This window comes from Allomuricauda sp. TY007 (genome assembly GCF_010468565.1).
GTDB lineage: Bacteria > Bacteroidota > Bacteroidia > Flavobacteriales > Flavobacteriaceae > Flagellimonas.
Window position 1 is genome coordinate 1 of sequence record NZ_WUEG01000019.1, and the last position, 13,350, is coordinate 13,350.

At 43.5% G+C, this 13,350-nt stretch carries 14 protein-coding genes and 1 pseudogene; 14 read left to right on the forward strand and 1 reads right to left on the reverse strand.

Annotation, left to right across the window (positions count from 1 at the left end; genetic code table 11):
- Nucleotides 1-145: 145 nt before the first annotated feature.
- The 10 genes and pseudogenes from GO009_RS15975 to GO009_RS16020 all read left to right on the forward strand — a co-directional run.
- Nucleotides 146-1,828: pseudogene (locus tag GO009_RS15975) on the forward strand (VirB4 family type IV secretion system protein); the annotation flags it as partial.
- On the forward strand, nucleotides 1,825-2,430 hold the full coding sequence (locus GO009_RS15980; RefSeq protein ID WP_203532478.1) for a conjugal transfer protein: 606 nt from the start codon (nucleotides 1,825-1,827) through the stop codon (nucleotides 2,428-2,430). The pseudogene GO009_RS15975 and the gene GO009_RS15980, both read left to right, overlap by 4 nt.
- Before the next feature lie 6 nt (nucleotides 2,431-2,436).
- Entirely contained in the window at nucleotides 2,437-3,267 is an 831-nt protein-coding gene (locus GO009_RS15985) for a hypothetical protein (RefSeq protein WP_163627686.1), read from the forward strand.
- 57 nt (nucleotides 3,268-3,324) lie between these two features.
- Nucleotides 3,325-3,951, forward strand: coding sequence for a conjugal transfer protein TraK (locus tag GO009_RS15990; RefSeq protein WP_163627688.1), 627 nt, complete (start codon nucleotides 3,325-3,327; stop codon nucleotides 3,949-3,951).
- Complete coding sequence (gene traM / locus GO009_RS15995) at nucleotides 3,932-4,870, forward strand: conjugative transposon protein TraM (protein WP_163627690.1); 939 nt, start codon at nucleotides 3,932-3,934, stop codon at nucleotides 4,868-4,870. The genes GO009_RS15990 and traM overlap by 20 nt, the downstream gene beginning before the upstream one ends.
- Nucleotides 4,870-5,670 carry a DUF4138 domain-containing protein gene (locus GO009_RS16000; protein WP_163627692.1) on the forward strand — a complete coding sequence of 267 codons (801 nt, stop codon included), beginning with the start codon at nucleotides 4,870-4,872 and terminating at the stop codon, nucleotides 5,668-5,670. Before traM ends, GO009_RS16000 begins: the two co-directional genes overlap by 1 nt.
- A gap of 62 nt (nucleotides 5,671-5,732) precedes the next feature.
- Nucleotides 5,733-6,209: a plasmid maintenance system antidote protein gene (locus GO009_RS16005; RefSeq protein WP_163627694.1), complete on the forward strand. Its 477-nt coding sequence runs from the start codon at nucleotides 5,733-5,735 to the stop codon at nucleotides 6,207-6,209.
- Between the two features lie 652 nt (nucleotides 6,210-6,861).
- Nucleotides 6,862-7,107, forward strand: a complete 246-nt coding sequence (locus GO009_RS16010; RefSeq protein ID WP_163627696.1) for a helix-turn-helix domain-containing protein — start codon at nucleotides 6,862-6,864, stop codon at nucleotides 7,105-7,107.
- Nucleotides 7,082-7,405 (forward strand): HipA N-terminal domain-containing protein, encoded by a 324-nt coding sequence (locus GO009_RS16015; protein ID WP_163627698.1) that lies wholly within the window; start codon nucleotides 7,082-7,084, stop codon nucleotides 7,403-7,405. Before GO009_RS16010 ends, GO009_RS16015 begins: the two co-directional genes overlap by 26 nt.
- A gap of 5 nt (nucleotides 7,406-7,410) precedes the next feature.
- Nucleotides 7,411-8,400, forward strand: coding sequence for a type II toxin-antitoxin system HipA family toxin (locus tag GO009_RS16020; protein WP_163627700.1), 990 nt, complete (start codon nucleotides 7,411-7,413; stop codon nucleotides 8,398-8,400).
- A 233-nt stretch (nucleotides 8,401-8,633) separates the two neighbouring features.
- On the opposite strand, the gene GO009_RS16025 is transcribed toward GO009_RS16020, so the two are convergent.
- Nucleotides 8,634-9,530 carry a CorA family divalent cation transporter gene (locus GO009_RS16025; RefSeq protein WP_163627702.1) on the reverse strand — a complete coding sequence of 299 codons (897 nt, stop codon included), beginning with the start codon at nucleotides 9,528-9,530 and terminating at the stop codon, nucleotides 8,634-8,636.
- 234 nt (nucleotides 9,531-9,764) lie between these two features.
- Here GO009_RS16025 and GO009_RS16030 point away from each other — a divergent pair, with 234 nt between their 5' ends.
- The 4 genes from GO009_RS16030 (at nucleotide 9,765) to GO009_RS16045 (ending at nucleotide 13,248) form a co-directional block, all read left to right on the forward strand.
- Nucleotides 9,765-10,181 carry a Fic family protein gene (locus tag GO009_RS16030; RefSeq protein ID WP_163627722.1) on the forward strand — a complete coding sequence of 139 codons (417 nt, stop codon included), beginning with the start codon at nucleotides 9,765-9,767 and terminating at the stop codon, nucleotides 10,179-10,181.
- Nucleotides 10,182-10,673: 492 nt separating this feature from the next.
- Entirely contained in the window at nucleotides 10,674-11,960 is a 1,287-nt protein-coding gene (locus GO009_RS16035; RefSeq protein ID WP_163627704.1) for a site-specific integrase, read from the forward strand.
- 173 nt (nucleotides 11,961-12,133) lie between these two features.
- Nucleotides 12,134-12,559: a hypothetical protein gene (locus tag GO009_RS16040; protein ID WP_127139827.1), complete on the forward strand. Its 426-nt coding sequence runs from the start codon at nucleotides 12,134-12,136 to the stop codon at nucleotides 12,557-12,559.
- A 269-nt stretch (nucleotides 12,560-12,828) separates the two neighbouring features.
- Complete coding sequence (locus tag GO009_RS16045; protein WP_163627723.1) at nucleotides 12,829-13,248, forward strand: hypothetical protein; 420 nt, start codon at nucleotides 12,829-12,831, stop codon at nucleotides 13,246-13,248.
- The last annotated feature ends 102 nt before the right edge of the window (nucleotides 13,249-13,350 follow it).

The following is a 13,350-nucleotide window of genomic DNA, read 5'->3' on the forward strand; positions in this document are numbered from 1 at the left end:
ACAAAAAAAGCACTTAGACTTTTTACAGATAGATCTAATCTAAAGGTGGGTCACTTTGGCCCGGCGGGGGTGGGTCACTTTCGTCCGGCCAGCTATGGTCACTTTAACCCGGCGAGGGTGGTATACTATGTCCGGCGTTTCCAGATTGGGGTTGGACCTTAACGAGAACCACATCATCAACCACATTCTCTATCTGGATGACAAACACAAGTGGCGTAAACTCCTGGACAAAAAAGTGGAGGAACTGGGCAAAAGTTCCAACTTCGGTTCCCAGAACAAGGTCGTCCTCAAAAAGGTCCAAAATATCCTGGACCAAATCAATACCGATGACTCCTCCCGTATCATCCGTGGCCATCTCAATATCATTTTTTGGCATCCGGAAACCGAACAGGTAAAACGGATTGGCTCCAAGATCAAGGCCGAGTTCAAGGAATTGGACATGGTGCCCTATCATCCCAATGGCGAGGAACGCAAGCACTACTTTTTGAACTCGAATCCCTGCCATGCCACCAACTTCTCCAACGAAGATCTCTATGTCACGGATCTCAAACATGCCCTGTGCCTGTACATCAACAACACAAATTACAGATCTGATGATACGGGGATTCTATTCAATGACCGCCAGCACAACATCCCTGTCTTGAAGGATGTCTGGGACGAACGGAAAAAACGCATCAAGGCACGGAACTTTGCCATTTTCGCCCCAACGGGTGAGGGCAAGTCCTTTTTGGCCAACAACATTCTGCGACAATATTTTGAGCAGGGGGTCCGGCTGGTCCTAATCGATTTGGGCGGCTCCTATGCCAAATTTGCGAAGCTCTATCCCGACCAACATATTATCCTGCGCTACGAGCAAGGAAAAAATCTCGGCATCAATCCTTTTTATATCTCGGAGGAATCCGATTTGACCCCAGAGCGTTTGGAAGACCTCGCTGTATTTCTCTTGGAACTCCTTGCAGCGGACAATGCTTCCAAATCCCAAGAAGTAGCCATCAAAAAAGTCTTGCTGCTCTATTACAAGAAAGTCAGACAGAATCATTCCTTGGCTTCCCTCTACCGGTTTGTGGACCATCGAAAAGATACCCTTATCCAAGAACTACAGATTAAGGAAGCCCATTTCAGTAGCTATGACTTTCTGCATATCCTCTCGGAATATGTGGAAGAAGGTCCTTACAGCTTCCTGTTCAATGCGGGGGCCGACCAGACCTATACCATCGAGGACAAGCGGTTGATCGTCTTTGAACTGGACGAGGTACGGGACAACAAGGAAATCCTCTCCGTGATGCTCAAGCTCATCAAGTCGGCCATCCAACGGACCATTTGGCGGAACCGTTCGGAGCGGGGCATCATCCTGTTCGATGAGTTTGCCAAGCAGCTGAAGTTTCCCAATGTATTGGAAAGTGTGGAATTCTACTATCAGGCCATTCGGAAGCAGAACGGCGCCATTGGCATCATCCTACAGTCCATCAACCAATTGCCCAACAATTCCACCTCCGCGAGCATTTTGGAGAACACACAGATAATTTACAGCCTCCGTAACGAAAAGGGCTATGACGAACTGAAAACCAGATTGAACCTATCGTCCCATGACCTGGAGCAGCTGCGGTCCATCCGCAATAACCTGACCGGGGATAGGAAGTACACCGAAATATTCATCAAGATAGGAAAGGAGAGCAACATCTTCCGCTTGGAAGTGCCCCCCGAGGTCTATGCTGCCTATCTGACCGATGGGACTGAGAGTACACAACTCATTGAACTTTTTGAAAAAACAAACGATATGGAACAAGCCATCAAAACATTCATTAACCATAAAGACAAAGCGACATGAAAACAATTAGAAAGCCCACTTTTGGGAAAAAGATCCTTACACTGGGATTTGCCTTAACCTTCACCTTATTACTGCCGGCAGGCGCTGCCTGCCAGGGGATGCCGGTGTATGACAATACGAACTTCATCAGCATGACCAAGTCGCTGGTGGAGTCGGCCAAACAGACCTCAGAGCTATTGAAGACGGTGCAATTTCTAAAAGAGCAAAAGGATAATGTCGTCAAGGTCAGCAATACCATCAAACAATTGAAAGCCCTACAGGAGCTGACCAAGAACAATGAGATTTTGTTCAGGACCGTACAGCAAGATGTAAGGGATATTTTGAATTCCCCTTATATCAAAGCTGGGGAAGTAGAGCAGGTATCCCGCTCATTTGAACAGATTATGAACACGGCCATTGACGACCTGGATTTTGTGAACCAGATCCTGTCCAGTGATTTTTTGAAAATGACCGATGCGGAACGCACGGCCATTTTGATGGAAAAGAAAGTCCAGTCCCAGGAAATGGTGGCAGAACTGGAGGTCAAGACCAGACGCTATAGGGAGATCATCTCCTTTCGGAAGATGCAGGACAGGATCAACAACCGTGAAACTAATTATTAAGCAGTTATGTTCTTGGGAATAGGATTGGAATATGTGGATGCGGTCTACCGGACGATAATGGACAGTGATTTTGCCCAGTACACCATTACGGGCATGAAGGCACTGGCCGTCCTGTTCTTTTTGGTGAACATCCTAAAGAAGTACAATGAGGGCATCGCTTCGACGGATGGCCATACCTGGGGGCTGACCCCCACGGAACTGGCCAAGAATTTTGCCATTGTGATCTTGGTGATTTTCTCCACACAGGTGCTGGATGTCTTTGATGCCATTTTGGTCTCCATTGAGTCCCAATACCGGGATACGGCCCCGGCGCTCCTCCCGTTACAGCTACAGGATGTGGATCTGGAACGGGATGTGGGCGCACTGGAGGCCGCCAAAAAGGCTTTGGCACTGTTGTACGAGGCCTTGGTGACCCCCTTGTACGGTTTGAAGGTGCTGGCCTTTATCATCGGGATTTTTCTTTGGTTGATGGACCTGTTCATTTACCCATTGTTTTTGGCGGAACGATTTTTCTTGTTGGGCATTATGCGGGCCTTCTTTCCCCTAGTGATCAGCTTGGCCGTGTTCGAAAAGTTCAGGGGACTGGCCTATAACTTCTTTAAGCTTTATGCGGGGGTCTATATGCTCGTACCGGCCTTCTTTTTGGTCAATGTCTTCGTCAATGCCCTGTACACGGAGATCAACACGGATTTTTGGAACAACCTGTTCGGGACGGACTGGGGCAGTGAGTTTTTTGCCCCCCTGATCGAACTGGCTTCCATTGGATTCATCGTGCTGTTGAAGTTCAAACTGTACCGCAAGGCCACCTCCGTTACCTTCAAACTCTTTGGTGCCTAAGGGTGCCTAAGGCACATTTATAATTGCATATTATCTGCACTAAAAACTACTACTGAAATGAAAACACCCTATAAAAACATATACGATGTCCTAAAGCTCAACCGCTTTATCGTGTTGGCTACGGTCATCGGGGCTGTACTGACCTGTATCGTTTCGGTACTGATGGTCATCAAGCTCCACAGGGAAAGTATGGACAATGCCTTTGTGGTCAACGGGGATGGGAGCGTGATTCCATTAAAAATGGTCTCCCAATTGGAAAACCTCGAAGTGGAGGCCAAGGCGCATCTGGAACTGTTCCACCGCTATTTCTATGGAATCGATGTCAGCAATTATGAGAACAACCTTGAAAAGGCACTGTGGCTGGGCAACAGCTCGGTGGACGCCCTCTACCGGCAGAAAAAAGCGGAAGGGGTCTATAACCGTTTGCTGCAATATTCCTTGGTACAGAAAGTACTGAGCATAGCATCCAAGGTGGACCTGCAATCGGAACCCTATAGGTTTGAGACCGTCACCGTATTTGAGATCAACCGGGGGTCGGTCACCGATACCTATGAGCTGACCACCACGGGGAACCTGATCCATGTGGACCGGAACTTTCCGAACAACACCCATGGCCTGTTGATCACCAACTTTTTTGAAAACACTTTAAAAAGAATTGAAAATTATGAAAGTAGAGAAAAATAAGATTGTCTTTGCGGCAGTCATGCTTTGCGTGGTCCTGTTCATTGTGGGCTATGCGATGATGGCATTGGGCGGGGACGAAGAGCCAAGTATTGATAACAACCAGATTCCGGTACCGGAACTGGGGGAGGAGCAGGAGCAGTACAAAACCAAACTGGAGGCCCTGGATGCCATCAAGGAAGAGCGGCAGACCAACGCCCCGAGCATTTATGACGAGGGTCTCTTGGATTCTACGGGTGTATACGACCCGGACCTGATGGAAAAGAAAAGGATACGGATCATTGACAGTATCTACAACGAGGGGCGCATTGATTACTCGGAAGGGACATACCGGAAATCCAAAACAGCTAAAGAGGCATTGGGCAACGCCAGACCGGATTCCATCGCCACCACAAAAGAAATGGATACTAAAGACCCATCTGTTGAAGTGAAGGAATTGGCATTGGAGCACGAGTTGTTCTTTGCCTCAAACCCCATGGAAAGGCTCATGGAGGTGAACGAAACCACGGATGCCCAGATCCTGGCCAGGGTGGATGGCACCCAAACGGTACGCCAGCATAACCGATTACGGATGCGGCTCTTGGAAGAGGCCATGATCAATGGTACCGTGATTCCAAGGAATACGGCCATTTACGGATTCGTGAGCTTTAAACCCAACAGGGCCATGATCAATATTGAACATATCGACCACAACCCCATAAATCTCGGAGCATATGACCTTCAGGATGGCAGCGAGGGCATCTACATCGAGAACAGTTTTCGGGCGGAGGCCGGAAGGGAAGTGGTTGGGGATGCCATTGATGATATCAATATCGGTGGTGTGCCACAGGTCAGGGGCATCAAATCACTTTTTCAAAGGGACAACCGCCAAGTAAAGGTGACCGTAATGGACAATTATCAACTCATTTTAAAGCTGAAATAATGAAACGTATTTTAATAATCTCCATACTTATAATAAGCAGCCAAATGTCGGCACAAAAACATTTGGACACCATCTATGCGAACGAGCATAAAAACGTGGCTTTGTTCTTTCCTGAACCTATCCGTCAGGGCATTGTGGGCGCTCCGAATTTTGTGTTTACCTATAACCGGGAAAAGGAGCAGTACCTTGGTTTGGTACAAGCCAGTCCGGGCAAAGAAAGCAACCTATTGGTGTTGACCAAGGATGGACGGGTATATTCCTATATCCTGAAATACCAAAAACAGCTCGACAAATTGAACCATTTTGTTACCAGCTCACAAAGTATCGGGACCGAAAGGTCCGTGATGGAAATACCGGAGCTTGAAAAGGGTACTGCCGCTTCCAACAAGGAAAGGAGGGCTTATTTTGAAAGGGCAAGCCAATATTTACTTGGATCTGGCCATAAGACCATGGCCACAAAACGCAAAAAAGGAATCCGGATACAGTTGCAGAACATGGTATACGATGATTCCGAAGTCTACCTGGTCATCGAAGTAAAAAACAATTCTGGAATCAACTTTGAGATAGACTATCTTAAGGTATACCGGACCAACCGAAACCCTAAAAGAAAGACCTCTTACCAACGATTACCCCTAATGGTCGTTCACAAACATAAAATGCCATATGCCATTATTGATGGGAAAAGCCAGCGTTTTGTTTATGTGCTACCCAAATTTGTTTTGGGTGATAATGAAAAGCTGATGCTGGAGCTCAAGGAACTGAACGGGAGCAGGAGAGTTATAGTATCCTGGAAAAAGTAATATCCCAAACAAAGGGATACATCTTACCATAAAATGTAAACAATTTTGTTTATACTTATAGTATGGTTTCATATGCTGAGAAATATAGGGGGATACACCCGGGCCAGGTACTGAAAAGGGAACTGAAAAAACGCTCCCTTAAGCAGCGCCCTTTTGTCCTGTCCATAGGTGAGCATCCACAGACCTTGAATGCCATTATCGGCCAAAGGCGTGACCTTAATACCGCATTGGCCTTAAGGATTGAGGATAAACTGGGGTTGCAGGAAGGTAGTTTGGTCCTTTTACAGGCATTTTACGACATTAAAAAAGAGAAGGAGGGTCAGCGTGCAAAAACACCAGATTTCTCGATTTTGAGAAAATCCCTTTTCTGGGATACGGATATCGAAACCATGGATTGGGGCAGGAAATACAAGGCGGTCATCAGACGTTTGCTTGAGCGTGGCAATGACCAGGAGAAAAAGGAGATTTCCCGATTTTATGGTGCAAAAAAGGTTGCCGCTGTTGCCAGCTCCATTAACGCAACCTTTCCCACACCTTAGATAAAGCCGATCAAAGTGCTCCATTAAATACCGTAAATAGGCTACTCAAAGAAAGCCTTGTCAAATTAATGAATGCGAAGATATTACAAGGTAAGTTGTACTCTTTAATCGAAAGTATGGTAGACATAAACACCTAAAACAGACTTTTTAACCATAGCCAATTTTATCTTAGAAGTATGGTTTCCAAACAATTGGAACTATTTTTCTTATGCTCAGTTTTTTATGGCGAAACCGGTATACTAAGTCCGGATTTTACACCGGTATGATATTTTCTGGTTGGGCGGGATGGAAGAGACTACTAAAAACGGAAAAATTTGAGCCATTCAATATTTGATTGTACTGACTTGAAAGTCATTTTTTTGTGCTATGTTGGAAGTTACTCAATTTAATCGCGTGAGGGTGGTATAGGATGACCGGCGTTTCCATATAAAGGAAGCCATGGTGGCATTTATCAGTTGAATAAAACCTTTGTCTTACATTGATTTGAAGATTTAAATTACACAGTATAGTGTGGAATCTAAATGAAAATCACTGGCAAAATCTAAAAAAACCTTTAAAAACACATTATATTGTGAAAATTAATGTATTTTTATACTGAAACGTAGAATATAATCCTGAAACCACATTATAGTGTGGGTATAGATGTGTTAGTATGAATGCCAAAAAGCATATAGGTCATATTATACAAGAACGTCGCAGCCAAATGCGGATAACCCAGGAACAGCTGGCAGAAATGGCCCAGGTGGGTATCAATACCCTGTATAAGATTGAAAAAGGGGAAGCCAATCCAACCTTGTCTTCCTTGGAAAAAATTGTGGATGTTTTGGGATTGAAAGTGACACTTAGGGTAAAGGAAATTTCTGGAATAGGAAATGAGACAGGCAAAAATCTACTATAAAGGGGAATTGGCAGGGATTCTTGCCCAAGACGACCATGGTCAATATACGTTTCGATATACTGAGGCCTGGCTCAGGGATGGGACCACTCCCCCCATAAGCCTTACGCTTCCCAAATCATCGGAAGCATACAGGTCGGATCATTTCTTTCCCTTCTTTTACAATATGTTACCGGAAGGAGCCAATAAACAACTGGTCTGTAAAAGCATGGGAATAGACCCTGACGATTATTTCGGACTGCTGGTCACCACGGCCCTCTATGACACTGTGGGTGCGATTACAGTACAAAAAATGGAATAGAACTTATGATGCCGGAAATAACACATTGTCCAGGAACCTTGGCCGAAGGATATGATACATATAGTCGGACCTGCTTAAAGCGGGTGTTCAGTAACCGGAAGGTATCCCACGTATTGAGATATGATTCGCCTACATCGAACGAGGAAACGGATGAGCTTTTTGAAGACAATCGAAAGCGGATTTCGATTTCCGGGGTACAGGAAAAGTATTCTGTCTTGTTGGAAAAGAACCAATTGCGTTTGATCAAGGAAGGCGAGAAGGGCACCCATATTCTCAAGCCTATTCCACTGGCAGGAAAACGACGAGATCAAATGCCGGCAAATGAGCATTTGACCATGCAGATTGCCCGGCAAGTTTATGGAATCGAGACCGCTGAGAATGCCCTTATTTTTTTTAAGAACGGTGAACCGGCATATATCACCAAACGTTTTGACGTTAGAGAGGATGGTCGTAAACTGGCCAAAGAGGATTTTGCCACCTTGGCGGGAAAAACACCCCAAACCGATGGTGAAGACTATAAATATCAAGGAAGTTATCTTGATCTTTTCGAGCTGATGCAACGTTTTTTACCAGCCTATAAACTGGAAACACCTAAAATGTTCAAGCTATTGGTTTTCAATTATCTATTTTCCAATGGGGATGCCCATTTAAAAAACTTCTCCGTACTGCAAACTCCCTTTGGAGATCATCGATTGAGTCCAGCTTATGACCTATTAAATACCGCTATCCACGTTAATGACGACACCTTTGCCCTAGACGGAGGTCTTTTGCCCAAAAGCATGGCACAGACGAATATTCCCAATCAGTTCAACATACTTTCAGATACCATTGGATTGCATAAGAAGCAGTTTCTGACCATTATGGAAGATATGTTGACCCAATCCAAAAAGGTCCAATGGTTCACGGAGGCTTCTTTTTTGGATGAAAGAACCAAAAGAAGTTTCTTCCAAGCATATCAGACACGCTTGGCACAGTTCAGAAAGCTGAAAAGGTAAATGGTGAAACGATAAAAATCATATTGATAATTTTGTAATCACTTTGTTTATAAAGTTTGGTTACAACCATAGCCCTGTTGAAAGAGCCTTTAATACTGACCTTAATCTTATTCACTTTTTATATTTCCTGTATAGTACACCTTTATTTCGAAGCAAAAAAGTGAACTTCACAAACATCTGGACTCTACATAATGCACCATAGCCTGATTGTTTGGCAAAAATAGGTTTTTGAACTAGAAGAAACGCTTTCTCTTGAACCAAAGAAATACGATCAGGCAGATCAGAACCATAACCCCCAAGGTATAGAAATACCCATTTTGCCAGCGAAGCTCGGGCATGACATCAAAGTTCATCCCATATATCCCGGCAATGAAGGTCAGGGGAAGGAAAAAAGCCGAAAAGATGGTGAGCACCTTCATGACATCGTTGCTTTTCTGTGCAGTGACCGATAGGTAAGAGGCCAAAAGCCCGTTGGTATCCTCCACGGCCTCGTCGTAGAGCAGGTGATGGGCGGCAAGGCTGTCCTTGATGTCCTGTAATCGAGACTTGTGGCCCTTGCCCACCGCTAACTCGTTGATGACGGTCTGGATGAGCCCAATCAGTTTTTTACCGATACGGGCCTTGGATTTCAGGAAGTAAAGCTGCTCCAGAGTGAGATTGCTCCCTTTTTTGGTAAAGATGTGGTTCTCCATATCATCGATCTTGTTGGACAGGTTTTCCACCGGTTCCTGAAAACTGTCCACCATGTTGTCCACGATATGGAGCACGAGACCGTCCACATGCTTTATATGGGAGGGAGCACTGTCGAGAAAGGCATACTCCGCCCTATGTATGGTGATCAAACGGTCCCTGAACACAAAAAAGGCGATCTTGTTGGAAAAATCGTTGATGGAGGTTGGTTTGTCGACTTCCTGAGTACAGGCTCTCAGGATCATAAAATAACCCTCTTCGATGTGTTCCAGCTTTGGAAGGTGCCCTGCCTGCAGGCTATCCTTTACCAAGATGGGGTTCAAACCTTGGGTGGTCGCCAGTTCATTGGCTTCCTCGTCGGAGGGGTCCTGTATATCGACCCATGTAAAATCAGGGTATTTTTTTTCTTTGATGGTGGCGGTACGTTGTTTATTGTTCATCGGCATATTTAATCAGTCCGTTGATTTGGTTGTTTTATTGTGGATTAAAATTACACACTTTCCAAAAGTTCTGGGAATTGAATCCACTGTTTTCTTATTGGACCATCTCATCTTGATGGATTTTGGAGTCCGAACGCTAAAATTCAGGTAAAAGAACAATTTTCGAGGTTTAATTCACTAAAAGACATTGCTTTTGGTGAATACGTTCACTTGATTATATATGATTAAAAGAATATTGGAACAAAAAATTATCCAAAAGTTGGACAAGGGCTAAGCAAGGACGATTTTTTTGAAGGTGTGTCAATTCCAAGAAATAAGGGATTGATGCGGGTTTACAAGGATTTGGAATTGGTGGAACAACTAGGTTCAGGCGTCCCAAGGATTTTACAGAATTATGGCAAAGAATGTTTTAAGTTCATGGATAGTTTTACCAGAATGATATTTCCCATTTCTGAAAAAGTTACCGAGCAAGTTAAAAATCTTATAGCTGTATTCCAAAACGAGCATAGCCGTAATGACCTTATGGACTTATTGGGCCTTACCCATAGAGAGCATTTCAGGACAGAATATCTACAAAGAGCCATAGATCTTGGATTGGTGGAACCAACAATCCCAGACAAACCCAAAAGCAGTAAACAGAAGTATAGATAAACGGAAAAGGGCAAATAGATTGGATAAAATGAATCTATAGAACCGTATCCCTTTTTCAAGAACAGTATTGTTCCTTCTGCTATGGGAATGACCTTCATAGAGTTAGGGATACTAAATCTTGGGAACCCTCATCAAATTTTATTAAATTTGTATCAGAAAGTGAATCGAAACGGTCAAAAGTTACCTATTCGGTTACCTTTGTGAATAAAATCAACGTAACTTTTTGATTGTCAATAACATATATGGTGGCTAATAGTTCTGCCACCCCGACAGACATGGTTTTTTTAACAACAAACTAAACCATAAATAATTGAAAACCAGAAAATTAATTTTTTCTGGTTTTTTTTGTTTTGGTCTGAAATCAAGGGTGAGGATGTCCTATATGATGTCCTATTTTTGTCGGGGGAAATTCCTTATCTTGTATTTCCCGATTTGATATTTCGTGTGATTTGACTTTCGCTCAACGGATTGTTCCACTTAAGGCGAAAACACATGAATAGCTCTAATTCATTCAGTATCAGCTTTTGGCTAAAAAAAACGGCCAAAAAAAAAGATGGCCGGATTCCCATTTATGCCCGTATAAGATTTGAGGGCCGCTATTCCGACCTCAGTGTCCATAGATCAACTTTTGAAGAACGATGGTGTCCTATTTTGGGCAAAATCGATCATCGTGCCAATGAAGCGAACAGCATCAACCGATATCTAGACGATGTTCAGGCCAAACTCTTGGAGTGCCATCGGCAGTTAATAGGGGAGGGAGCGGTGATCAACGCAAAGATCATCAAATTGCGCTACCTTGGAAAGGACAAGGTGGTCAGGACATTAAAGGATATCATCGAATTCCATCGCACCCATGAAATGCCAAAATTGGCAAAGGGCACGATCAAGAACTACTCGGCCACGGAAACCTACCTAAAACGGTTCGTAAAGAAAAAGTTCAACTCACAGGACATAAGATTGTCCTTTATAGATTATGCATTTTTGGTCGAATTCGAGAGCTTCCTTAGAAATTGCCCTCCGATTAACAAGGCCCAGCCATTGACCAATAATGGCATCATGAAGCACATGGAGCGGTTCAAGAAATTGGTGGGCATAGCCTTCAAGTTCAGGTGCATCCCCCAAAACCCCTTCAACCAGTACAACCTGAAGTTCGAGGATTACGACAGTGATTTTTTGGAAGAGGCCGAAATACAACGCTTGATTTCCACTAAAATCAAGGATAGCGGCAAGGCCATTGTAAAGGATATATTTCTTTTTGCCTGTTATACAGGCCTAAGCTATATTGAGGTCAAGCTCTTAAAGAGAAGTGATATTGTAACAGGAATAGATGGAGAAGAGTGGATCAATGTCAAACGGAAAAAGACCAAGACACCTGTAAGGATTCCCCTGCTGTATCATGCCAAGGCCATATTGGACAAGTATTCCAATCATCCCAATGTCGATAATGACCATACGTTATTGCCTGTATATTCCAATCAAAAAGTAAACAAATACCTAAAGGTGATTGCCACCAAGGCACAAATCGATAAGCACCTGACCTTTCATGTGGCCAGGCACACTTTTGCGACCACTATTACCCTAATGAACAATGTTCCCTTGGAAACGGTATCCAAGCTATTGGGGCACACCAAACTATCGACCACCCAAAAATATGCAAGGGTGGTGGAGAAAAAGATCAGCAAGGATATGGCCCAGTTGAAAGCGGTTCTCGAAAAAAGTCCCGAAAAGGAAGTAGTGAATGGCCAGAAACCTGGGGCCAACCTGCGGATCATAAGATAAAATTTAATAGCTTAACCAATATCATCGAAAGCTAAGCCCGCAAAAGTTTGTCGGACAAGGGACGGCATAAAGCCGCTCCTTTGTCCCTTTTTATTCCGTTTCCTTGCCGCTCCAAAATTTTGTCTACCACTTGTTACATGCTCAAATATTGTTTAATTAAAAATTCATTTAACATGGAAACAAAAACAAAAGAGACCGGAACCAAGAAAACGGTAACAAGACAAAAAGCATCCAACAAGGATGTCAAAGACCAACTGACCAAGGAGGCTACTGGTAACGCCAATGGTACTGAAAAGACCAAAGAAGCCAAGGCACCGGTGGTGGTTCCCAAAATCAGCATCGACAGCCGGATCCAGAAGTTTGAAAAGTTGAGAGGCTTGGCGACCAACAGGGAACGCCTGAACCAGACCCTTGGAGAACTCACCAAGTTCAACTACAACCAGGACGGTTCCAGTTCATTTTACATCAGGGATTCCCATGGATTGGAATTCAAGACAACCAACAGCAATCTCATCAATTTGGTGACCACACAATTGCAGAATACCTTGGAGGAACGAAAGTCGGAGTTTGAGCAGGAGATTCTTGCATTCGAACTATAATAGATCAAAAAATCTCAAAACCCATTCGATAATTCGGATGGGTTATTTTTTTGTCAATCCAAAACTGCAAATGCAATTTTATTGACAAATAAAAATCGTCCAATAAATAGCCCGACAAAAGGGAGGGTTACACATATAACAACAGCTTTTGTTTTTCAAGGTTTTTTTGCGACATAAAACATTCCCTTATAAAACTTTTCATCGATTGATTGCCTTAAACTTAACTTAAAGTAATGCGGTTAATTCCAAAATTTTGTAATTTTGCAACGATGAAAGAGGTTTTCCATAAAATATTATCTATTTCGATGGCTTTTGTAGTGATGTTCTCTACAATGTCATTTACTGTGGATATGCATTATTGTGGGGACAATTTGGTCGATTTTAGTTTATTCTCAAAAGCTGAAGGTTGTGGAATGGAAAAAGCACAACCAGTTAAAAGTTGTGAGAATCCTAAAATGACTGAGAAATCTTGTTGTTCTGACGAGCAAATTGTAAAGGAAGGCAAAGACGACCTTAAAATATCTTTTGACACGCTTTCTTTTGAGCAGCAAACGTTCATCGCTGCTTTTACATACTCTTATATATACCTATTTGAAGGAACCGAATCTGAAGAAGTTCCTTTTGAAGATTACCCGCGACCCTTTGTCAAACGGGATGTGCAAGTGCTGCACCAGACTTTCTTAATTTGATTTGTTAGATTTTTTGAATGAAGCCCAATAGCTATGCTGTAGTGGGCTAAAACTCGTGTTTGCCATATTCTGCAACACGTAATTCCAATTATCTAATAATCA